Annotated in this window: 18 protein-coding genes and 1 tRNA gene; 10 read left to right on the top strand and 9 right to left on the bottom strand. The window is 71.6% G+C overall.

Annotated features, from left to right (window positions below):
- The first annotated feature begins 3 nt into the window (after positions 1–3).
- Positions 4–1776: an ABC transporter permease gene (locus B1H50_RS03325; RefSeq protein WP_080462339.1), complete on the top strand. Its 1773-nt coding sequence runs from the start codon at positions 4–6 to the stop codon at positions 1774–1776.
- Between the two features lie 115 nt (positions 1777–1891).
- A complete protein-coding gene (locus tag B1H50_RS03320) occupies positions 1892–3067 on the top strand; it encodes an ABC transporter ATP-binding protein (protein ID WP_080462338.1) in 1176 nt (391 codons plus the stop codon).
- Positions 3068–3202: 135 nt separating this feature from the next.
- On the opposite strand, the gene B1H50_RS03315 is transcribed toward B1H50_RS03320, so the two are convergent.
- The 3 genes from B1H50_RS03315 to B1H50_RS03305 form a co-directional block, all read right to left on the bottom strand.
- Complete coding sequence (locus B1H50_RS03315) at positions 3203–4075, bottom strand: DUF5926 family protein (RefSeq protein ID WP_080462337.1); 873 nt, start codon at positions 4073–4075, stop codon at positions 3203–3205.
- A gap of 108 nt (positions 4076–4183) precedes the next feature.
- On the bottom strand, positions 4184–5317 hold the full coding sequence (locus B1H50_RS03310) for a DUF5129 domain-containing protein (RefSeq protein ID WP_080462336.1): 1134 nt from the start codon (positions 5315–5317) through the stop codon (positions 4184–4186).
- Between the two features lie 70 nt (positions 5318–5387).
- Positions 5388–5783 carry a Rid family detoxifying hydrolase gene (locus tag B1H50_RS03305; protein WP_080462335.1) on the bottom strand — a complete coding sequence of 132 codons (396 nt, stop codon included), beginning with the start codon at positions 5781–5783 and terminating at the stop codon, positions 5388–5390.
- 273 nt (positions 5784–6056) lie between these two features.
- Between B1H50_RS03305 and pgm the strand changes: the two genes are divergently transcribed.
- Both pgm and B1H50_RS03295 read left to right on the top strand, forming a co-directional pair.
- Positions 6057–7736, top strand: coding sequence for a phosphoglucomutase (alpha-D-glucose-1,6-bisphosphate-dependent) (pgm, locus tag B1H50_RS03300; RefSeq protein WP_080462334.1), 1680 nt, complete (start codon positions 6057–6059; stop codon positions 7734–7736).
- Between the two features lie 144 nt (positions 7737–7880).
- Positions 7881–8813, top strand: a complete 933-nt coding sequence (locus B1H50_RS03295) for a YwiC-like family protein (RefSeq protein WP_080462333.1) — start codon at positions 7881–7883, stop codon at positions 8811–8813.
- Positions 8814–8959: 146 nt separating this feature from the next.
- On the opposite strand, the gene hisC is transcribed toward B1H50_RS03295, so the two are convergent.
- From hisC to B1H50_RS03275, 4 genes are all read right to left on the bottom strand, one after another.
- Positions 8960–10096 carry a histidinol-phosphate transaminase gene (gene hisC, locus B1H50_RS03290; protein WP_080462332.1) on the bottom strand — a complete coding sequence of 379 codons (1137 nt, stop codon included), beginning with the start codon at positions 10094–10096 and terminating at the stop codon, positions 8960–8962.
- Between the two features lie 108 nt (positions 10097–10204).
- A complete protein-coding gene (locus B1H50_RS03285) occupies positions 10205–12193 on the bottom strand; it encodes a hypothetical protein (protein WP_080462331.1) in 1989 nt (662 codons plus the stop codon).
- A complete protein-coding gene (locus tag B1H50_RS03280) occupies positions 12190–12402 on the bottom strand; it encodes a hypothetical protein (RefSeq protein WP_080462330.1) in 213 nt (70 codons plus the stop codon). Before B1H50_RS03280 ends, B1H50_RS03285 begins: the two co-directional genes overlap by 4 nt.
- Before the next feature lie 156 nt (positions 12403–12558).
- A complete protein-coding gene (locus B1H50_RS03275; protein ID WP_080462329.1) occupies positions 12559–13230 on the bottom strand; it encodes a hypothetical protein in 672 nt (223 codons plus the stop codon).
- A gap of 230 nt (positions 13231–13460) precedes the next feature.
- Here B1H50_RS03275 and B1H50_RS03270 point away from each other — a divergent pair, with 230 nt between their 5' ends.
- Positions 13461–13871 carry a phage holin family protein gene (locus tag B1H50_RS03270; RefSeq protein ID WP_080462328.1) on the top strand — a complete coding sequence of 137 codons (411 nt, stop codon included), beginning with the start codon at positions 13461–13463 and terminating at the stop codon, positions 13869–13871.
- 56 nt (positions 13872–13927) lie between these two features.
- Positions 13928–15382 (top strand): adenylosuccinate lyase, encoded by a 1455-nt coding sequence (purB, locus tag B1H50_RS03265; protein ID WP_080462327.1) that lies wholly within the window; start codon positions 13928–13930, stop codon positions 15380–15382.
- Positions 15383–15435: 53 nt separating this feature from the next.
- Here the strand turns inward: purB and B1H50_RS03260 are convergent, their stop codons facing one another.
- Positions 15436–16515, bottom strand: coding sequence for a YeiH family protein (locus tag B1H50_RS03260; protein ID WP_229657815.1), 1080 nt, complete (start codon positions 16513–16515; stop codon positions 15436–15438).
- Positions 16516–16585: 70 nt separating this feature from the next.
- Between B1H50_RS03260 and B1H50_RS03255 the strand changes: the two genes are divergently transcribed.
- The 4 genes from B1H50_RS03255 (at position 16586) to B1H50_RS09895 (ending at position 21022) form a co-directional block, all read left to right on the top strand.
- Positions 16586–17524: a LysR family transcriptional regulator gene (locus tag B1H50_RS03255; protein ID WP_080462325.1), complete on the top strand. Its 939-nt coding sequence runs from the start codon at positions 16586–16588 to the stop codon at positions 17522–17524.
- A gap of 123 nt (positions 17525–17647) precedes the next feature.
- Entirely contained in the window at positions 17648–20041 is a 2394-nt protein-coding gene (locus B1H50_RS03250) for a carbon starvation CstA family protein (protein WP_080462324.1), read from the top strand.
- A gap of 28 nt (positions 20042–20069) precedes the next feature.
- The gene (locus tag B1H50_RS03245; protein ID WP_080462323.1) at positions 20070–20273 is read left to right on the top strand and encodes a YbdD/YjiX family protein; all 204 of its coding nucleotides are present in this window, start codon (positions 20070–20072) and stop codon (positions 20271–20273) included.
- 221 nt (positions 20274–20494) lie between these two features.
- Complete coding sequence (locus B1H50_RS09895; protein ID WP_229657816.1) at positions 20495–21022, top strand: VanZ family protein; 528 nt, start codon at positions 20495–20497, stop codon at positions 21020–21022.
- Positions 21023–21146: 124 nt separating this feature from the next.
- Here B1H50_RS09895 and B1H50_RS03235 read toward each other — a convergent pair.
- Positions 21147–21230 (bottom strand) — tRNA-Leu (locus B1H50_RS03235).
- Between the last annotated feature and the right edge of the window lie 69 nt (positions 21231–21299).

Here is a 21299-nt window from a genome sequence, read left to right as displayed (position 1 = left end):
ACCATGACTGCCTTCCCCCTCCCCTCCTCCGGGGGCACCGCTCCCGCTGGCCCCGTCGCCCCTGCCTCCCGCGGCCAGGCACCGGCGGGGCGTCGGTCCCGCACCCGCGTCAAGCGGGACCCGGTGTCGATCGCGATCCTCGTCGTCGTCCTGGCCGCCCTCATCGCCCTGGTCCTCCTACCGCTGACCCGCGTCCTCGGCGAGGCCGTGTCCGGCAAGGGCATGGCCGTCCTGCGCAGCATCATCAGCTCGTCGACGAATCGCACCACGGTGCTCAACACGCTCCTGCTGGGAGTCGTCGTAGGCGCCATCGGGACACTCGTGGGCTTCCTCCTGGCCTATGTACAGGTGCGGGTGCGCTTCCGCGGTAAACGGCTCTTCCACCTCATCTGCCTGCTGCCCGTGGTCTCCCCGCCCTTCGCGGTGGCGACGGCGGCCATCACCCTGTTCGGGCGCAACGGCATCATCTCCACCCAGATGCTCGGCCAGAACTGGAACATCTACGGCCTGCGCGGCCTGACGCTCGTGCTCGTGCTGTCCTTCTTCCCGGTGGCCTACATGAACCTGGTGGGGATGCTGCGCAGCCTCGACCCGGCCATGGAGGAGGCGGCCGCCTCCCTCGGCGCCTCGCGCTGGACGGTGTTCCACACGGTCACCCTGCCGATGCTCGTGCCGGGCCTGGGCGCCTCCTTCCTCCTGCTGTTCACCGAGGCGATCGCGGACCTGGCCAACCCCCTGGTCATCGGCGGGGATTTCACGGTTCTGGCCTCGCGGGCCTACATCGCCATCACCGGCGAGTACAACACCGCCGCGGGCGCCGCCTACTCCCTCGTGCTGCTCGTGCCCTCGCTGCTCGTCTTCCTCGCGCAGCGGTACTGGTCCGGGCGCGCCTCCACGGTCACGGTGACCGGCAAGCCGGCCGGCTCCTTCAAGCTCCTGCGCGGAGCGTCCCGCGTGCCGCTGCTGGCGGTGAGCGGGGTGATCCTGGCGCTCGTGGTGGCCGTCTACGCCGCGGTCGTCGTCGGAGGCCTCGTGGAGATCCTGGGGGTCAACAACGCCTTCACCATGCGGCACTTCGACTACGTGCTCTCGGGCATCGGCAATGCCGCCATCGTCGGCACCACGGTCCTCGCGCTCCTGGCCACCCCGGTGGCGGGCCTGCTGGGGATGCTGGTGGCCTGGCTGGTCGTCGTGCGCATGAGGCGCGGCGCCGGGATCGTCGACTTCCTCGGGATGCTGGGACTGGCCGTTCCGGGCACGGTCATCGGCATCGGCTACCTCGTCACCTTCAACAAGCCGGTGGCGATGCTCGGCGCCAACATCATCCCGCCGCTGGCCGGGGGCGGGGCCGTCATGGGCGGTGTCCTGGCGATCGTCATGGTGTACACGGCGCGATCCATGCCCGCGGGCCAGCGCTCCGGCATCGCCTCCCTCCACCAGATCGACAAGGCGATCGACGAGGCCTCGACATCTCTGGGCGCCTCGGGGGCGCAGACCTTCCGGCGCATCACCCTGCCGCTCATCCGGCCGGCGTTCCTCACTGGCCTGGTCTACGCCTTCGCGCGCTCGATGACGACACTGTCCCCGATCATCTTCATCACGACGCCGCACACGAAGATCATGACCTCCCAGATCCTCGCGGAGGTCGACGCCGGACGCTTCGGCAACGCCTTCGCCTTCTGCACGATCCTCATCGTCATCGTCATGACCGTCATCGGCGGCCTCAACCTCCTCATGCGGGGCCGCGCCGGCCGCGCCCGCAGCGACGCCGGCTAGAACCGCCTACCGGCGCCGTCGGCGCTCATCCAGCCCTGACCGGACCTGACCTGCCCACTGACCGAGTACCAGCACCCGAATCCCCTACGAGCACACCGAGCCAAGGAGGCTCCCCATGCCCGCACCGTCCGCACCCACCGCGCCCGGCCCCGAGGCGGGCCCGACCGCCACCGGCCGCCTTGAGCTGCGCGATGTCGTCAAGGTCTTCTCCAACCGGGGCAAGGATGTCCACGCCGTCCACGGCGTCAGCCTCGACATCGCCCCCGGCGAGTTCGTCACCCTCCTGGGGCCCTCGGGCTGCGGCAAGACGACGACGCTGCGCATGATCGCCGGATTCGAGGACGCCACCTCCGGCCGGGTGGTCCTCGATGGCCGGAATATGGTGTCCCTGCCGCCCAACAAGCGTCCCATGTCCATGGTCTTCCAGTCCTACGCCCTGTTCCCCCACCTGAGCGTGCGCGAGAACATCGCCTACGGGCTCAAGCTGCGCCGTACCGGGCCCGAGGAGATCCGTGAGCAGGTGGAGGTGGCGCTGACCTCAATGAACCTGAACTCCCTGGCGGATCGCGCGCCGAATGAGCTCTCCGGCGGGCAGCAGCAGCGCGTGGCCCTGGCCCGCGCTATGGTCACGCGCCCCAAGGTGCTGCTCTTCGACGAGCCGCTGTCCAACCTGGATGCGAAGCTGCGCGTGCGGATGCGCCTGGAGATCCGCCGCCTCCAGCAGCGCATGGGCATCACCTCGATCTATGTCACGCACGACCAGGCCGAGGCCATGACGATGTCGGATCGGATCGTGGTGATGAACGCCGGCCGGATCGAGCAGGTGGCCACTCCCGAGGAGATCTACCGGAGGCCGGCCAGCGTGTTCGTCGCCGACTTCATCGGCCGGGCCAACTTCCTGGCGGCCACCGCCCGGGACGTCGATGGCGGGCGCTGCTCGGCGCGGGTGCTCGGCGCGACCATCCAGGCGCCCTGCCACGAGGGGGTCTCCTCCGGCAGCGGCGCCACGGTGATCGTGCGGCCCGAGTCGGTGCGCCTGAGCCCGAGCACGGGTGAGGGCGCGGGCGGCGCAGGCGGCAGCGAGCTCGTCGGCGCGCACGGCCGGGTGCTGTCCTCCGTGTTCTACGGCGATCACGTCGAGTACGAGGTTGAGACGGAGGCCGGCACGATCCTGTGCGTGGAATCCGATCCTGAGCCCGCCTCCGTCCACGCCGAGGGCGACGACGTCATGATCGGTATCGAGGCCTCCCGCGCCTGGGTGCTCCCCGAGGAGACCGCCGACGGCGAATAGGCGGCGGCCCGATGCGGGCCCCGCCCTGACAGGTGCCGCCGGCGCCGAGGGGTGCGTGTCCCCGCACCTCTTGGCGCTGAGCGCACCCGTCGGGGCGGACGGCGCCTCTCAGTGCTGGAGGCACCGGTCAGCGGGTCAGAGGTTCACCTGGCGAGAGATGATGCCGGCCTTGGCGCGGCGGGCGTCGGCGTCGAGCGGCGAGTCGTCCGCGAGCGCGGCGTCGAGGCGCTCGGCCATGGCCCGCATGGGCTCGGTAAGGTCGGCCGCCGTCGTGCCGGGGAGGAGCTCCCACACGGGGATCGCCAGGCCGCAGGCGCGGAAGGCGCCGATGAAGCGGACGCCCTCGGCGAGGTCGGACTGGCGGGAGGCATGGACGCGGGCGAAAGCGTTGAAGAACGCGTCCTCATCCTCCCCGCGCACCCAGCGCACGAACTCCTTGCCGTTCATGCGGCACCAGTAGGCGTGCGGCACCCCCGGCACGGGCTCGGTGGGCGCGATGTCGTCCTTGGCCTCCTCGATGACGCGCACCGTGTCCGGGTCCTCGCGCTGCTCGTCGGTGAGCCAGAAGCCGAAGGACTCGTGGACGGTGAACTCGGATGCGAAGGAGGGGTCGAGCATGTCCTGCAGGCGCAGGCCGGGCTCGGGCAGGGCGTTCGCGGTCAGACCCGTGCCCGGCTCAAGGCCGAGGGTGGTCTGGAGGGCGGCGGCGACGTCGCGGGAGGCATCCCCGGAGTGGAGGGAGGTCTGCAGGGCGATGAGGACCGCGCCGTCGGCGCGCTTGAGGCCCTGGGCGAGCTCGGGCAGGAGGCTCACGAAGGTGATCTCGGTGCCGCCGTGCTCCTCGGTGAGGCGGGCGGTGAGGGTGGCGGCCGGGATGAGTTGCATCATGGCGACGAGGTCCTCCTCGTCCGCCAGGCCCTCGAAGGGGCGGGCGACGAAGGGTACCTGCTGCTTCTTGGGGGCCTTGGCGGCGTCGGACTGACGGCGCTGGCGCTTCTTCTTCGACATGGGGGCAAGACTACCGGGAGCCCGTGCGGTTGCCCGCAGGCCCGGGCGCCGTCGGGGGCGGCGACGGCGCGGCCGCGCGGCTCGACCCATGGTGCGGCTCCCCGGCAGCTACTCCTTACCCGTGCTCCTCGATTGAAGGTACGCGTCCAGGATGCGCTCGATCGGGCTGGAGTACTGCGACGCCGTCGCCAGGCCCCGCCAGCGGATGCCCGCGACCCGAATGCCCGGGGAGTAGTCGTGAAGGCGAATGGTCGCTGCGGGATTGTAGGAGACCGCCGCCCGCTCCCCGTTCTCGCCGGCGGCCGGGCTGGCACCGGTCTCGTCGTCGTCCTGCCAGGTTCCGGAGTACGCGTAGCGGTCATCATCATCGGGAAGCTTCCAGGTGCCGATGTACTCGCGGTAGTGCGCGAGCCCCGCCTCCTCTCCGGGCGGGGCCTCGGCGGCGAGGGCGCGGCGGGCCAGGGCGTCGGCGCGGGCGCGGATCTCCGCCGCCATCGCATCGAGCTCGTCGAGGGCGGCGCCCGGGGGCAGGGCCCCGGAGGCGAGCTGGGCGCGCAGGGCGGTGAGCCGGGCGCCGCAGGCGCGGGCCCAGCCGAGCTCGGAGTCGGCGATGGGGGGCGCGGCCGGGGCCTCGTCGCCCACCTCCTGGCAGAGCTCGCGGAAGATGTCCAGGTCCTCGCGCAACGGCCCGCACTCGTTCTCCCAGGCGTCCTCCCAGCCCGGGGCCCGGGTGAGGAGGGCGGCGGCGTTGCGGACGGCGTCGTTGATGGCGCTCAGGCCGGAGACGTCGTCGCTCAGCTTGGCGGCGGCCTCGCTCAGGGCGGGGTCGTGCCAGTCGATCCAGCGCATCCGCCCAAGGCCCGCGAGGACCTCGCCGGTCTCGCGCCGCCTCCCCTCGTACCAGCGCAGGCGCTTGAGGACCTGGGCGCCATGGGCATCACCGGTGGGGATGCGGGCGGCGGCGGCGCTCGCGGCCCCGGCACCGGCCTCGGCCCGCGCGTAGGACTCCTGCGCCTTGAGGAGCATCCGGCGGCCGCGCCGCGGTGGGGCGACGATCTCGTGCTCCACGATCAGAACGCCGAGGGCCGCCAGCACGGCGACGATGAACCAGCCTTCCGGATCGAGGTCCAGCATGATGATGAGGGCCAGGGGGATGGCGAAGAAGATCGCTGCGATGACGCCGTTGGTGATGAGCGCGGGAGGGACGCGACCCCCGGAGGGTCGCGGGGGCGGGGAAGTCATAACGGCAGCCTAGCAAGCCAGGAATCCCAACGTTTCAGGGGCTCCAAGGGGCGACCGCGACTCAGCCCCCTCAGGGGCGAACGGCAATGGCCTCGATCTCCACGCGCGCCCCCAGCGGGAGGGCTGCGACGGCGAAGGCGGCCCGGGCGGGCAGGGGCTCGCCGGTGAAGCGGCGGGCGTAGACCTCGTTGACGGCGGCGAAATCGGCGATGTCGGCCAGCAGGACCGTAGTTTTGACGACGTGCTCGTAGCCCAGGCCGGCCTCGGCGAGGATCGCGCCGATGTTCTTCAGGGACTGCTCGGCCTGGGCGGTGATGCCGCCGTCGACGAGCGCACCGGTGACGGGGTCGAGCGGCACCTGGCCGGAGATGAACACGAGGGAGCCGGGCGCGTCGGAGGCGCTCACGGCCTGGGAGTATGGGCCGACGGCGGCCGGGGCCTGGGTGGTGGCGATACGGGTGGGCATGGGTTTCCTGCGATTCTCGATCGGGGTTGCCTGGACAACAGCCACCATAGATGAGACGGCCGCAATGAGCGCTGCGCCGGCCCGGCGCCCGGCCACTGTCAGGGCGGGCATCGTCCCTGAGCACTGGCGGATGCGCAGCGCCGGCGCAGCGCGCCCTTCCCACCATGGCTGGATCCGGCCCACGCGGCCCTCCTCCATCTCGCTGGACGTGGATCCTCCGTCCATTTGGCGGATACGCTCGGCCTCAGCGGTGGCGCATGACACACTGCTCTTATGCACCCACGCGCAGGAACAATTGCCCAGCCCGAGGACCTCATCAACGTCGACGAGGTCACATCCGCCTACTACGACCTCGTCCCCGACCCCGCCAACCCCGCCCAGAAGGTTGTCTTCGGCACCTCCGGGCACCGCGGCTCCTCCCTCGACACCGCCTTCAACGAGGCCCACATCGTGGCCACCACTGCGGCGATCGTCGAGTACCGCCGCTCCCAGGGCACCGACGGCGTCCTCTACATCGGCCGCGACACGCACGCCCTGTCCGAGCCCGCCTGGCGCACCGCCATCGAGGTGCTCGTCGGCGCGGGCGTCACCACCGCCGTCGACGCCCGCGGCTCCTACACGCCCACCCCCGCCGTCTCGCACTCCATCCTCCTGGCCAACGGCGCCGGCACCGAGGCCGGCCCGCGCACCAGCGGCCCCGGCCTGGCCGACGGCATCGTCGTCACCCCCTCCCACAACCCGCCGCGCGACGGCGGCTTCAAGTACAACCCGCCGCACGGCGGCCCCGCCGACTCCGACGCCACGAGCTGGATCGCCGCCCGGGCCAACGAGCTGCTCGCCTCCGGCTGGCGGGACGTGCCGCGCACGCCCATCGCCGAGGCCCTCCAGGGGCCCCACGTCGTCAAGCACGACTACCTCGAGACCTATGTCTCCGACCTCGAGAGCGTCATCGACATGGAGGCCATCCGCGCTGCCGGCGTGCGCATCGGCGCCGACCCGCTGGGCGGGGCCTCCGTGGACTACTGGGGCGCCATCGGCGAGCGCTACGGCCTTGATCTCACGGTCGTCAACCCGAATGTGGACCCCGCCTGGTCCTTCATGACGCTGGACTGGGACGGCAAGATCCGCATGGACTGCTCCTCACCCAACGCCATGGCCTCCCTGCGCACCGCCATGACCCCCGACGCCGACGGCGCCACCCCCTACGACATCGCCACCGGGAACGACGCCGACTCAGATCGCCACGGCATCGTGACCCCCGACGGGCTCATGAATCCGAACCACTACCTGGCCGTCGCCATCGAGTACCTCTTCACGCACCGCCCCGGCTGGCGAGCCGACGCGAAGGTCGGCAAGACCCTCGTCTCCTCCTCCCTCATCGACCGGGTCGTGGCCGCGATGGGGCGCGAACTCATCGAGGTACCCGTCGGCTTCAAGCACTTCGTGCCCGGCCTGCTCAACGGCTCGGTCGGCTTCGGCGGCGAGGAGAGCGCCGGCGCCTCCTTCCTGCGCAAGGACGGCACCGTATGGTCCACGGACAAGGACGGCATCATCCTGGCGCTCCTGGCCAGCGAGATCATCGCCGTCACCGGCAAGTCCCCCTCCCAGCTCCACAACGAGCAGGTCGAGCGCTTCGGCGCCTCCGCCTACGCGCGCATCGACGCCGCCGCCTCCAAGGAGGAGAAGGCCAAGCTCGCCGCCCTGGCCCCTGAGGACGTCACGGCCACCGAGCTCGCCGGTGAGCCCATCACCGCGCGCCTCGTCAAGGCCCCCGGCAACGGCCAGCCCATCGGCGGCCTCAAGGTGACCACCGAGAGCGCCTGGTTCGCGGCCCGACCGTCCGGCACGGAGGACGTCTACAAGATCTACGCCGAGTCCTTCAAGGGCGCCGAGCACCTCGCCCTCGTTCAGGAGGAGGCCAAGAAGGTCGTCGCCGCGGCCCTCGGGAGCTGACGGACTCTCCTCAGGGGTGGTGGTGCCGGTCCGCGGGGCCGCACCACCACCCCGATCTTCGCCCGATCGCGCAGCCCGACGGTGCGGCGCCCGGGAGCTGACAGAGCTGACACGCTGGTGGGCGGAGCCCGTAGGCTGATCCGCATGACGCAGACCCGTCCCTCCGCGCCGTCGAAGCGGACTCCCCGTCGGCCGGGCCGCGAGCCCCGCCTCACGCAGGAGCAGATCCGCCGCCAGCCGGGCCGCCGAGCCTGGGTGCCGAACCAGCACGGGGCGTGGGCGATGCTCATCGTCCCGCCGATGGTCGGCTGGGTGGTCGGCGGCTGGAGCTGGCTCAACCTCCTGCTCCTGCCCGCCTGGTGGAACGGCTACCTCACCTACTGGGCCTGGTCCCAGTGGCTGCGCACGCGCTCGGCCCGCAAGCGCGCCCTCCTCATCCCCCCGATGGTCACCTACACGGGGCTCACTGCGGGACTGGGGCTGCTGACGATCCTCCTGGCCCCCTACCTGCTGCAGTGGGCCGTCCCGATGCTGCCACTTCTGGGCATCGCCGCTCATGAGGTGTGGCGCGGCCGTGAGCGCTCACTGCCCTCCGGTCTGTCGACGACGGCGGCCGCCAGCCTCATGGCCGGCATCACCTACTGCCTGGCGGTCCACGGCGCAGGCGGATTCCTGGGCACCGGCGGGGCCGACGGCGCCGGTCTGCCCGGATCCAGCCCGAACGGCCGGCTGGTGGGCTGGCCCTGGATGTGGTTGGTGACGGCGTCGACCGCGGCCTATTTCTGCGGCACGGTGCCGTACATCAAGTCGATGATCCGCGAGCGCTTCAACTACCGGTTGCTGGCATGGACGGTGGGCGCCCACGCCGTCGTCGCGGCTGGCGCCCTATGGCTGGCCGTTGGCGGGTGGCTCCCCTGGGCGCACGCGATCCTGTGGGTCGTGCTGGCGATCCGCGCCTGGGTCATGCCGAGACTCCAGTGGCGCCAGGTGCGCCTCAAGCACCGGCCCCTGCGGCCGGGGACGATGGGGATCGTGGAGATGGTCTTCTGCGTCCTGCTCCTCGTCACGATCGCCTGAGCGGAAAGGCCCTCGGCCCGCAGAAACCGTCTCGGCCCGGCGTTGCGCCCTCATCCTCGCAGTTTGAGGGCGCAACGCGGGGATGAGACGGTATGTGGAAGGCGAGGGCGCAAGGGCGGGATGAGGGCGCAGGCGAAGCGGGTCAGTCAGGCGCGCTTGCCCGGCCAGGCGGCCGTCGCGGCGAGAACGCGCTCGTTGTCCTCGGGCGTGCCCACGCTGACGCGCACGCCCTCCCCGACGAAGGGCCGCACGAGGATGCCGGCCGCCTCGAAGTGCGCAGCCAGGCGGGCGGCCTCCTCACCCGCCTCGAGCCAATAGAAGTTGCCCTGGGCATCCGGAACCGTCCAGCCCTGATCGCGCAGTGCGGCGAGGACCCGGTCCCGCTCGGCGGCGACGGCGCGCGCACGCCCGGCCGTCTCGGCCAAGGCCGGTGGGGCGATGGCGGCGGCAGCAGCGGCCTGCGCGGGAAGGCTCACCCCGAAGGGCGTGGTCACGGAGCGGATCGCCGCAGCGAGCGCCGGCTCGGCCATGAGGTAGCCCACCCTCATGCCGGCCAGAGCGTGAGCCTTGGAGAAGGTTCGGGAGACCACGAGACCGGGGTGGTCGGCCAGGAGATCGAGGGCGTTGCCGACCGCCGGATCGGTGACGAAGTCGAGGTAGGCCTCGTCGACGAGCACGAGCACGCCGTCGGGGGCGCCATCCACCAGTGCCTCCAACTCGGCGGCGGTGAGAGCGGGACCGGTCGGGTTGTTCGGGGTGCAGGCCATGATGACCCGGGTGGCCGGCCCGCAGGCGGCGAGCATGGCGGGCACATCGTGGCGGCCCTCGGCGGTGACGGGGACGCGCACGGCCCGCGCTCCGGCCACAGCGATGCAGATCGGGTAGGCCTCGAAGGACCTCCAGGGGATGACGACCTCGTCGCCCGGTTCGCAGACCGTGTCGAGCAGGTGCTGGATGAGGGCCACGGAGCCATTGCCGAGCACGATCTGGCAGGGGTCGATCCCGTGCTCGGCGTGCCGGGAGGCCAGGGCCTCGGCCAGCCGCTGCCCGGTCATCTCCGGGTAGCGGTTGACGCCCGCGGCGGCGTCGGTGAGGGCGGCGAGCACGGAGTCCTGGACCGGGTAGGGAAGCTCGTTGGAGGAGAGCTTGGCAATGCCCTCGCCCTGGGGGCGGGCGCCGGGCACGTAGGCGGGCAGGGCGGCGATATCGCGGCGCAGCGGGACAGCCGGGGTGGCGGGAGCAGGCGCTGCGGCGCCCATGGCGGAGGTGCTCGTGCTGCTCATGCCCGTATCCTCCCACCAAGGGGACTTCTGCACCCCCGCCTTCCGCGCTCGCACCCGGCCGCCGACACCCGATTCCGGCTGCCCGAGCCCCGGCTCTCCCGGCTTCCGTCAGTACTCGCGGGTGACGTCGAAGACCACCTCGGTGGTGGTGGCCCCCTGCTCCCCCGCCCCGGTGAGCCCGGAGAGGTCGCGCGAGTAGTCGGCGAAGGCCTGCTCGTTGCTCTCGACGCCGCGCACGGCGTCGGCGTAGACCGACTCGCTGTGAGCGCCTCCCCCGCGGGTGTCGACGTAGGCGGTGGCCCGGTTGGGGGTGACCGGATTGGTCGAGGCGTCCAGCCCGGGCACGACATCGCTAGTGGACTCCAGGTGGAGGGCGCGGGTGCCGTCCGGCAGGGCCACCCCGGAGGTGGGGCCGCCCGCGGTGAGGACGCTGGTGATCGTGTAGTTCTCGGTGACGGCGGGGTCGGAGGCGATGTTGACCGCCGTCATCGCGCCCTGGGAGTGCCCGTAGATCCCGACCTCCTCGCCCGGCTGGATCCCTGACTGCCTCATCGCCGTGACGACGGCGGCCTCCATGTCCGTGGGGCGACCGGAGACGGCCTGGAGGTTGGTCTGGAGGTCCTGGGGGTTGGTATCCCCGCTGGTCCACTCCGTGGTTCCGGGGACGACGACCACCCAGCTGCGCGTGCCGTCAGCGTGGTCCGTGCGCAGGATCGAGATGGCGCCGGCGCCGTCGGCCCGGGCTTGACCCTTGATGGTCCGGGCGTGGTCGAGGAGCTCGGAGGCGGTCGATGGGGGCGAGTCGATCCGACTGCCCGTGAGGTCCTGAGCGGCGATGTCGCTGCCCAGGCCGAAGGGGTCCTGGGGGCCGGGCGGGACGCGGACGGCCGTTCCCGTGGCGCCCCTCCTATTGTGCGGAGCGATGAGCAGGGCGGTCGGCTCGCCGTGGCGGGTGGCCCCGGCCTTCTCCGATTCGAGCGCCAGGGCGTAGGCGACGCGCTGCATGGGCGTGAGGGAGGAGGTGGGCACCTTTCGACTGCCCACCTGCACCTCAGGGGGGAGCTCCGCCGTCGCCCTGGCGTCGAGCTGGCTCGCTGAGGCCCTCAGGAACTCCTGGATGGTAGCTCCCTCCCTGCCGGTCTCCCCCTTCCTCGCCCAGGCGCCGAGACAGGCCAGCCCGATGAGGTTGCTCATGGCCCACTCCGAGGTGATGTCGCTCTTGAGCAGGAGCTGCAGGTTCTCCAGGACCACCTGGGCGTCATCGGGCATGAGGCCGTATGCGGTGAGGATGTCGACGAGGACGACGGTGGGCAGCCAGACGCCGGCGGTGAGCAGCAGCCCGCTCCCAATGACCGCGCCGGCCGCGAGAGCCTCCTGGGACGGGCCGTGGGCGCGGGCGCCGACGTCGGCATCCGCGCGCACCGTGGCGCCGTTCTCGGCGTCGGTGTACATGAGCGAGCAGGCTGACACGTCCGCCGCCAGCGAGGTGAGGACGCTCGAGGCGGCGCTGAGCGAGCCGGCGCCCGTGAGCAGGTCGTCGCAAGCGGAGATGAGGGCGTCGCGCTTGCGCTCGAAGGCGGCCACGGGCAGCTCGACGAGGCCCGCGACGAATGATGAATCGGCGTCGGGAAGGAGGGAGCTGCCGGTCTGAGCGATGATGGCCATGTTGTTACTGGGGTCCTGGGCGATGATGTCCGCCGGGACGGGCGCGCCCTCGGCGTCGGTCTTGGCACTGCGCACATGCGCCGCCGCGGTGTCGAGCTGGCCGGCGGCGGCGGTGAGCGAGGCCGCGAGGGCATCCAGGTCCGCCGTGCTCACTGAGATGGATGACCCCCCGGCCACGAGGACGAGCGGGCGGCCCTGGGTCATCGCCCAGCTGTGACCCATGGTCACTGGCGTCGCTGAGGACGGCTCCATCGGGGTGGGAGCGGGTCTCGCCTGGGCGGTCGGCACGGGCCTCGGCGCCTGGGTGGGCGGCGGCGAGGGATGGGGATCCGCCGAGGGCTCGGCATGGTGGGCCCGGCCCATCGGCGTCGACGGGGGGCTGGGCGGCAGGACGGGGCCCGCGCTCAGCGGACTGGCGGCCATGGGCGTCATGACGCGCCTCCTCGCATCGCGTCGAAGTCCTTGGCGGCTTTGGCGGCGGCGTCGAGGAGCAGGTTGAGGGCCGGGATGAGCAGGACGGCCGAGTCCAGGGCGCTCTGGCACTGGCTGGCGGCCAGCCCTGTCCAACTGGCGGGGACGGCGGAGGGAACGGATGCGGCGTCGACTGCGGTGCCGGCCGACGCGATGTCGAGCTGTGCCATGGCTCGACGGTAGGTCGGCCCCGCAGTGCCCTGGACGGGCAGTCCCCAGGGGCCGTCCTGGGTCGTACATGAGGAGGCCTGTGGTTCACGGGGAAGGGGCGGGGACCGAGCACGGCCAGCGCGCCGCGGTCGTCCCGCGCAAGGGGCGGGGGAGCCTCAGGCGGCCGCGCCCCGGCGACGCGCCCCGCGCTCGCGGCGCACGGCGAGCGCCGCCTCAATATCGGCGACGACGGCCAGCGCACCCACCCACCACCAGGAGGGGCCCGGCAGTCGCGGCCCCCCGGCCATGCCCGCCGCGAGTCCCGCCGCGACGACGGCCAGCGCACCCACCACGGCCGGCGCTGTCGCTGTCCGGCGCGCCCGGGCGCCGAGGCCCGCGCGCAACCAGGCCCCGAGGTTGCCGATCGCCATGGCCCCGCCCGCGCAGGTCGTGGCGGTCAGGAGCGCATGCGGGGCGCCGGCGAGACGCAGCCCGATCCACAGCCCGAGGGACAGGGCGCTCACGGTGAGGTCGACGAGGAGGACGCGGGTGGCGGTGACCACGCCCGCGGGCAGGCGGTGGTCCGCGGGCCGATCGCGGTCGAGGGCGAGGACGGTGCCGACGGCCAGGAGGAGCAGGGCTGTGGGCCAGGGCACCACGGACAGGTCGCGCAAGGAGAGGCGGGCCGCCCAGGCGCCGGCGCCCGCCATGAGGAGGGCGCCGGCGCCGATCCAGGGAAGAGCGGTGATCAGGGGCTCTCTGGCGCGATCGGCCACGGGCACGAACTCGGCGATCCAGGCGGGAAGCTCGGGAGGCTCGGTCCCCTCGCCGCCCAGCGGCTCGCTCATGCCGTCCCCGGACGGTGAACGCCGCAGTACCGGGCCTCCCACTCATTCTGGCGGGTGGTGATGGGACTGCGGGCGGCACGCCGCGAAGCGGTGGAGCGCGAGCCGTCATGCGTCATGGGCTGAGCGTAGCGAGAGCGGGACCGAAGTCCAGCCATCCTCCTGGGCGCCTCCACGCCCCCTCACGTCCCTGTCACAGCGCGGCCCGCGCGGGGGCTGGCAGGATAAGGGGCATGGAACTCGCCATCCGGATCGTTGGGAACGCCGCCGGGCTGTGGTTGGCCTCGCTCCTCCTGCCCGCTTCGCTGTCCCTGCCCGCCAACGCGACGACGCTGCCGACGATCACCAACCTCCTCATCATCGGCGCGGTGCTCGCCGCCGTGAACTCGGTGGTCAAGCCGGTGGTCAAGGTGCTGACCCTCCCCCTGCGCCTCCTCACCCTCGGGCTGTTCGCCCTCGTGATCAACGGGGCGATGCTGCGGTTGACGGGCTGGATCACAGAGGAGTTCCTCAGCGGCGCCGCTGGCGACCGCCTGGCTGTGGGGCTGACGGTGGACGGCTGGTCCGGGGCGATCCCAGCCGCGCTCATCGCCTCGGTCGTCTCGACGGTCGTCGCCGCCGCCCTCCACCGCGAGCGCGATTGACCGCCCTCCCGCCGGGCGCCCCGCGCGGGGCGCCCGGCACCTGCCACAATGAGCGCATGGTCGACCTCGCCACCGTGACTCCCCCCATCGCCCTGGGCCCGCTCGACGGCCGCTACCGCGCCGTCGTCGCCCCGCTGACCAACCACCTCTCCGAGGCCGCGCTCAACCGGGCGCGCCTGCACGTCGAGATCGAGTGGCTCATCCACCTCACTGCCACCCGCGTGCTCCCCGGGGCACCCGTCCTGACCGACACCGAGACCGCCTACCTGCGCGGGCTCGTGGAGACCTTCGGGCCGAACGAGATCGCCGAGCTCGCCGCCATCGAGGCCGAGACCCGCCACGACGTCAAGGCCGTGGAGTACCTGCTCAAGCGCCGCCTCGCCGCCGCGGCCCAGGCCCCCGGGGTCACGGGCGCCGACGGCGGGGCCTCCGTCCTGCCGGAGGTGGGCGAGATCGTCCACATCTTCTGCACCTCCGAAGACATCAACAACCTCGCCTACGCCCTGACGATCCGCTCGGCCATCACCGAGGCCTGGCTCCCGGCGGCCCACGGGCTCGTGGCCGACCTGACCGCCATGGCTCGCGAGCACGCCGATGTCGCGATGCTGGCGCGCACGCACGGCCAGCCCGCCACGCCCACCACGCTCGGCAAGGAGATCGCCGTGCTCGCCCACCGGCTGGGCCGCCAGGCGCGCCGTGTCGAGGCCGCCGAGTACCTGGGCAAGATCAACGGCGCCACCGGCACCTACGGGGCGCACGTCGTCGCCGTGCCGGGGGCCGACTGGGAGGCGGTGTCCCGCGCCTTCGTGGAGCACCTGGGCCTGACCTGGAACCCGCTGACCACGCAGATCGAGTCCCACGACTGGCAGGCCGAGCTCTACGCCGATGTGGCGCGCTTCGGCCGGATCGCCCACAACCTGGCCACGGACGCCTGGTCCTACATCTCCCTGGGCTACTTCCGCCAGCGCCTGAGCGCGCAGGGCTCCACCGGCTCGTCGACGATGCCGCACAAGGTCAACCCGATCCGCTTCGAGAACGCCGAGGCGAACCTGGAGATCTCGGGGGCGCTGCTGGACACACTCGCCGCCACGCTGGTGACCTCCCGCCTCCAGCGCGATCTCACCGATTCGACGACGCAGCGCAATATCGGCGTCGGCCTGGGCCACTCCCTACTGGCCATCGACAACATCCGCCGGGGTCTGGCCGGTCTCGACGTCGATGCGAGCCGCCTCGCGCAGGACCTGGACGACACGTGGGAGGTGCTGGGGGAGCCGGTGCAGCAGGCGATGCGGGCGGCGTCGGTGGCCGGCGCCGAGGGCATGGCCGACCCCTACGAGCGGCTCAAGGATCTGACCCGCGGTCGCGCGGTGAGCGCCGCGGGGATGCGGGCCTTCATCACGGACCTGGGGATGCCCGCCGACGTGGAGGAGCGCCTCCTGGCACTCACGCCCGCGACCTATACGGGCCTGGCGGCATCCCTGGTGGCGCACCTGGACGACGGGCCCTCCTGAGGGGCGCGTGGACCCGATCGGGCCCGGATCCCCTCATCGCGCGCCAGTGCCGCTCAGCCGACCGTCATCAGCACGCCGGCCAGTGAGACCAGCACGGCGATAGCGGTGGCCCCGGCCCCCAGCCCCAGCGCCGGCAGCCCGGCACTCGCCAGTCGGCGCAGGTTGACCCCCGCCCCCATGGAGCACATGGCCATGGTCAGCAGCAGGCCGGAGGTGGTCTCCGCCCCGGCCAGCAGCCAGGACGGCAGGATTCCACCGGCCACGGAGCGCAGGGCCACTGCGGCAAGGAATCCCAGCACGAACAGGGGCACCACCGGGGTCACGCGCGAGGGGTGCGGGACGGGCGCTCCGGCCAGAACGGCGCTGACCTCGCTGCGCTCGATACTGTGCTGCTGCTCGCGCCGGGCCCGACGCCCCTCTGCCACGCCGACGAGTGCCACCAGGGGAGCCAGGAGGGCGACCCGGCCGAGCTTGGCCACCACGGCGGCGTCGAGCACCTCCCCGCCGATGACGCCGGCGGTCGCCGTGACCTGACCCACCTCGTGGACCGACGCGCCCACCCACACCCCGGCGGGCACCGCCGGTAGGCCCAGGGCTCCGACCGCCAGGGGCATGAGGAGGACGGCGAGCGTGCCGTAGAGGGTGACAGTGGCCACCGCTGTTGCCGCCGCCTCCTCGACCTCGTCCTGCCGCGCCCCCGGGCCGGGGCGCACGACGGCGCTCACCCCGGCCACCGCGGCCGCCCCGCAGATAGCGGTGCCGGTAGCGGTGAGCAGGCAGGTGGCGCGCCCCAGCCCCAGGAGGCGCCCCAGCCCCAGGGTCCCCAGGAAGACCGTGGTGACAGTCATGACGATGACCGCCACGGCCCCCCAGCCCAGGGCCAGGACGGCGCTGATCGACAGCCGTAGGCCGAGCAGGACGACGCCCAGGCGCAGGAGCGTCCTGCCGCTCAAGGCGATCCCGGCCTCGGCGCTGCCGGGGATGAGGCCGATATTGCGCAGGACCAGGCCCGTCAGGACGGCCAGGAGCATGCTGGAGAGCAGTGGCACCTGCCTGTTGATGAGGATGGAGGCGATGGCGACGGCGCCGCACAGGGCCAGGCCCGGCAGCAGATCGGTGGGACGGTTCTTCACGCCGACCATGCTGGGTTCAAGGCCGACCGCCGGCAAGAGCAGGATCCCTGGAGCGCTATAGTGCGTGGCTATGCGTCCGACCACCGCGCAGCTGGAGGCACTCATCACCGTGACCGAGACCGGCTCCATCTCGACCGCCGCACAGGCACTGGGGCTGGCCCAGCCAACGGTCTCGGCGACTCTGGCCCGTCTGGAGCGCAGCGCCGGCACCGCGCTGCTGCACCGCACCACCTCGGGCACCCGGCTGACTACTGAGGGCGAGATGATCCTCGCCCTGGCCCAGGAGGCCCTCACCGCGCTCGATGAGGTGGGAGCCGCCCTGGAGGGACTCCGCGCCGCCCCCGCACCGGTGCGGATCGCAGCCTCCTACACGGTGGCGGAGCAGCTGCTGCCGGTGTGGCTCACGGGTGCGGAGGTGGGCACGCAAGTGGAGGTATGCAACTCCCAGGCGGTCCAGGATCGGGTCCTCAGCGGCCGTGCCGAGGTCGGGTTCATCGAGGGGGCCGGGGCCAGTGAGCAGCTGGAGTCGCGGCTCATGGGCAGGGACGAGCTTGTGCTGGTAGTCGGCCCGGGGCACCCCTGGGCGCGGCGGGAGCCGCCCGTGGGCGCCGAGGAGCTGCTGCATCCCACCAGCTGCGGCACCCTGGTCCTGCGGGAGCCCGGCTCAGGCGCCCGTAAGGTGCTGGAGGAGGCGCTGGGCGGCCTGGGCCTCACGGTGCCCGCAGACGCGCCCGTACTGGGCTCGACCTCGGCGATCCTCACAGCCGTGCGCCATTCCGGGGCGCACGCCGTCGTTCCCCATGCGGCCGCTGAGGGCTTCGTGGGCAGCGGTGAGCTCCGCACCGTGCCAGTGGGACTGGATCTGCGCCGCCGCCTCCTGCTGGTGCTGCCCCGGGCACGGCGACGACGCCCGGGGGTGGAGAGGCTCCTGGCCCATTTCGCGCGAGCGGTGGACGGTCGCCAGCGCCCGCCCATACGCCCCGGGGCGGGCAGCGCGCCGTTCTCTTGATGACACGGGTGTGCGCAACATGGCCAAATCTCGGGGCAATGAGTAGCCTGTGCCAGGCCGTTGTCCCAAGCGCGCCTCTGATCCCCACCGCACAACGCTCTCTCAGCGCCGAGAAGGGAAGCCATGGACTCCCAAGACCAAAGAGATATCCCCTCCTACACTCCCCAGGAGGAGCGCCTCATCATCAGGAACAAGGCCGGCGTGCCCGTCGGCACCAGGATGGACACCACCTGGACCCCCAAGCGCATCGCGACCTGGGTGGTCATCACCGCCCTGGGCGTGCTGGGCTGGTGGATGCTGGCGGTGGCGCGCGGGGAGAGGGTCAACACGATCTGGTTCGTGGTGACCGCCATCTGCACCTACGCCATCGGCTACCGCTTCTACGGCCTGTTCATCCAGCGCACGATCATGCGCCCCGATGACACCAACGCGACCCCGGCCGAGCGCATCAACAACGGCCGCGACTTCGACCCGACCCACCGCGTGGTCCTCTACGGCCACCACTTCGCCGCCATCGCCGGCGCCGGACCACTGGTCGGTCCGGTCCTGGCCGCCCAGATGGGGTACCTGCCCGGAACACTGTGGATCATCCTGGGCGTCGTCGTCGCCGGGGCCGTGCAGGACATGCTCGTCCTGTTCTTCTCCATGCGACGCGGCGGGCGGTCACTGGGCCAAATGGCCACCGATGAGATCGGCAAGATCGGTGGCACGGTCGCCACGATCGTCGTCTTCGTCATGCTCATGATCGTCCTCGCAGTCCTCGCGATGGTCTGCGTCAACGCCCTCGCCGAGTCCCCCTGGGGCGTCTTCAGCGTCGGCATGACCATCCCGATCGCCATCGGCATGGGCCTCTGGCTGCGCTACGTCCAGCCCGGCAGGATCACACAGGTCTCCATCGTCGGCTTCGCCATCCTCATCGGCGTCATCATCGGCGGGCGATGGGTGGCCGAGTCCTCCTTCGGCAGGTTCCTGCACCTGTCCCCCACGACACTCGTGTGGGCCATGGTCATCTACGGCTTCCTCGCCGCCGTCCTGCCGGTATGGGTGCTGCTCACCCCGCGCGACTACCTCTCGACCTTCATGAAGGTCGGCACCATCGCGGTCCTGGCCATCGGGATCATCATCGTGCACCCCGTCGTCAAGATGGCCGCCGTCTCCGAGTTCGCCCTCAACACCGAGGGACCGGTTTTCGCCGGCGGGATCTTCCCGTTCCTGTTCATCACCATCGCCTGCGGCGCCCTGTCCGGCATGCACGCCATGGTCTCCTCGGGCACCAGCCCCAAGATGATCCAGAAGGAGTCGCAGGTCCGCATGATCGGCTACGCCGGCATGCTCATGGAGTCCTTCGTGGCGATCATGGCCCTGGCGGCGGCCGTCTCGCTCAGCCCCGGCATCTACTTCTCGATGAACACCTCCGAGGCTACGATGAACAAGCTCGCCGGCCCCGGCGTCGTCGCCACGGCCGCCGCCCGCCACGGCGACGACAAGGCCGCCGCGCGCGCCGAGATCGCCGATGCCGCCGTCGAGAACCTGAACGTCACCGATGCCCACGGCAACCGGATGGAGCCCACCTGGGACTCCTGGGACGAGGCGGGCACCCCCACGACCTATACCGGCGCCGATGCGCTCAAGCAGGTGGCCTCCGATGTCGGCGAGCCCAGCATCGTCTCGCGCACCGGCGGGGCGCCGACCCTCAGCGTCGGGATGTCGCACATCCTCCACCAGATCGGCGGCGGAAGGGCCATGATGGGCTTCTGGTACCACTTCGCCATCATGTTCGAGGCCCTGTTCATCCTCTCGGCCGTCGACGCCGTCACCCGTGTGGCGCGCTTCCAGCTCTCCGACGCCCTGGGCAACATCTGGCCCAGGTTCCGCGACCCCTCCTGGCACGTGGGCGCCTGGGCGACCACCGCCGTCGTCGTGGCGGCCTGGGGATCGCTGCTTCTCATGGGCGTGACCGATCCACGAGGAGGGATTCAGACCCTCTACCCGCTCTTCGGCATCGCCAACCAGCTCATCGCGGCCGTCGCGCTGCTGGTGTGCACGGTCATGGTGGTGCGCAAGGGCTACACGAAGTACGTGTGGATCCCGATGATCCCGCTGGTTTTCGACACGGTGGTCACCTTCACGGCGTCGTGGCACAAGATCTTCTCCACCGATCGGAGTGTGGGCTACTTCCAGCAGTGGCGCGACGCCAAGAAGCTCCTGCCCACGCTCACCGACGCCGCGGCGATCGCCGACACCCAGGCCGTGGTGCGCAACACGATGATCCAGGGCACACTGTCCGTCGTCTTCGTGGTCATGGTGGCCTTCGTCATGGTCATGGCACTCCTGCGGGTCGTCAAGTCGATCCGCACGGGCAACACCTCGAACTCCGAGGACCCGTACCAGGAGTCCAACTTCTACGCACCGAGCACGATGTTCGCATCGCCGTTGCAGAAGAAGCTCGTCAAGGAGTACGAGACCGTGGGCGACCCGGCGCTCATCCCAGGCCAGGCGCCCCACGGCGCCCACTGACAACCGGCTGGAGAAGGAGATGACTCGGATGACTCGCGCCCTGACGGGGCTCCCCAACGGCTTGCGCCAGGCGCGCGCCATGTGGCGGGACTTCACCGGCGAATCCGGGTACGAGCGCTACATCGCCCGTCACCGGCGCGAGCATCCGGATCACGAACCGATGAGCGAGAGGGAGTACTGGCGCGCCCGCCGCGAGCTCGCCGAGCAGAGCATCGAGACCGGCTGCTGCTGATCCCCGGGCCCCACCACGCCGAGACCGGTCGAAATGACGATCGAGACCGGTCGGTCCTCCACAGGCCCTCCTAGCCCTTGCGGGGGCGGGGAGGGCCTGTGGATAGCAGACCGGTCTCGCTCCTGATATCGACCGGTCTCGCGCCGATCACCCGGCCTCGTGATCATTTCGAGCCGCTGCGGTCTCAACACCCGTCCCGTCCCGCACCTACGCTGAGAGGCGTGCCCGCCCCCATGACCTCGCACTCCTCCCGTGTCAGAGCGCCCAGCACCATCGATCCGGACTCCGCCGAGGGGCTCCCCCTCCTCGGGCCTGATCAGCTCACCACGCCCGGGCACACCCACCGCCTCGGCCCCCGCCGGAGGACGGCGAGAGCTCTGGCGGTGCTATACGGGATCGCGGTGCTCATGGCGGTGCTCTGGCCCTCGGGAGGGGATATCGCCTCCACGAAGGACCTCCTCGGCCCGTTCTTCCTGAGCGAGGCGGGCAAGGACGTCGTTCTCAACCTCGTCATGCTGGCGCCCTTGACGGCGATCCTCACGCTGGCCTGGCCGAGGGTGCCCTGGTGGGCGTGGGCACTGCTGGGCTGCCTCATCGGAACGGGCGCGGAGCTCGCCCAGGCACTCATCCCCGCCCTGGAGCGCAGGCCGAGCCTGGCCAACGTCGCCCAGAACGCCATCGGCTCCTGGTGCGGAGCAGCCGTCGGCCTCATGGTCGCCCGCCTCGGCGAGCGCCGACGCCGCGCCTGAGCCGCACGTGGCCGCCGTCCCCCACCCCGCCGAACCGCGGGGCAGCCAGCGGCCGGGACAACCGGGATCACCACTACGACGACGAAGGCCCGGTCCATCTGGACCGGGCCCGCACCGCATTCGGTGCGCGAGGGGGGACTCGAACCCCCATGATCGTGAGATCACACGGACCTGAACCGTGCGCGTCTACCAATTCCGCCACTCGCGCGAGAAGCGAGAGAGACGATAGCCGCTGGGCGCCCCCGGAGTCCAATTGAGGACCTCCCCCTCGGAAGTG

It is taken from the genome of Actinomyces gaoshouyii (assembly GCF_002072175.1).
GTDB lineage: Bacteria > Actinomycetota > Actinomycetes > Actinomycetales > Actinomycetaceae > Actinomyces > Actinomyces gaoshouyii.
The sequence above is the reverse complement of the archived record's forward strand: the minus strand, read 5'-3'. Positions and strand labels throughout refer to the sequence as shown.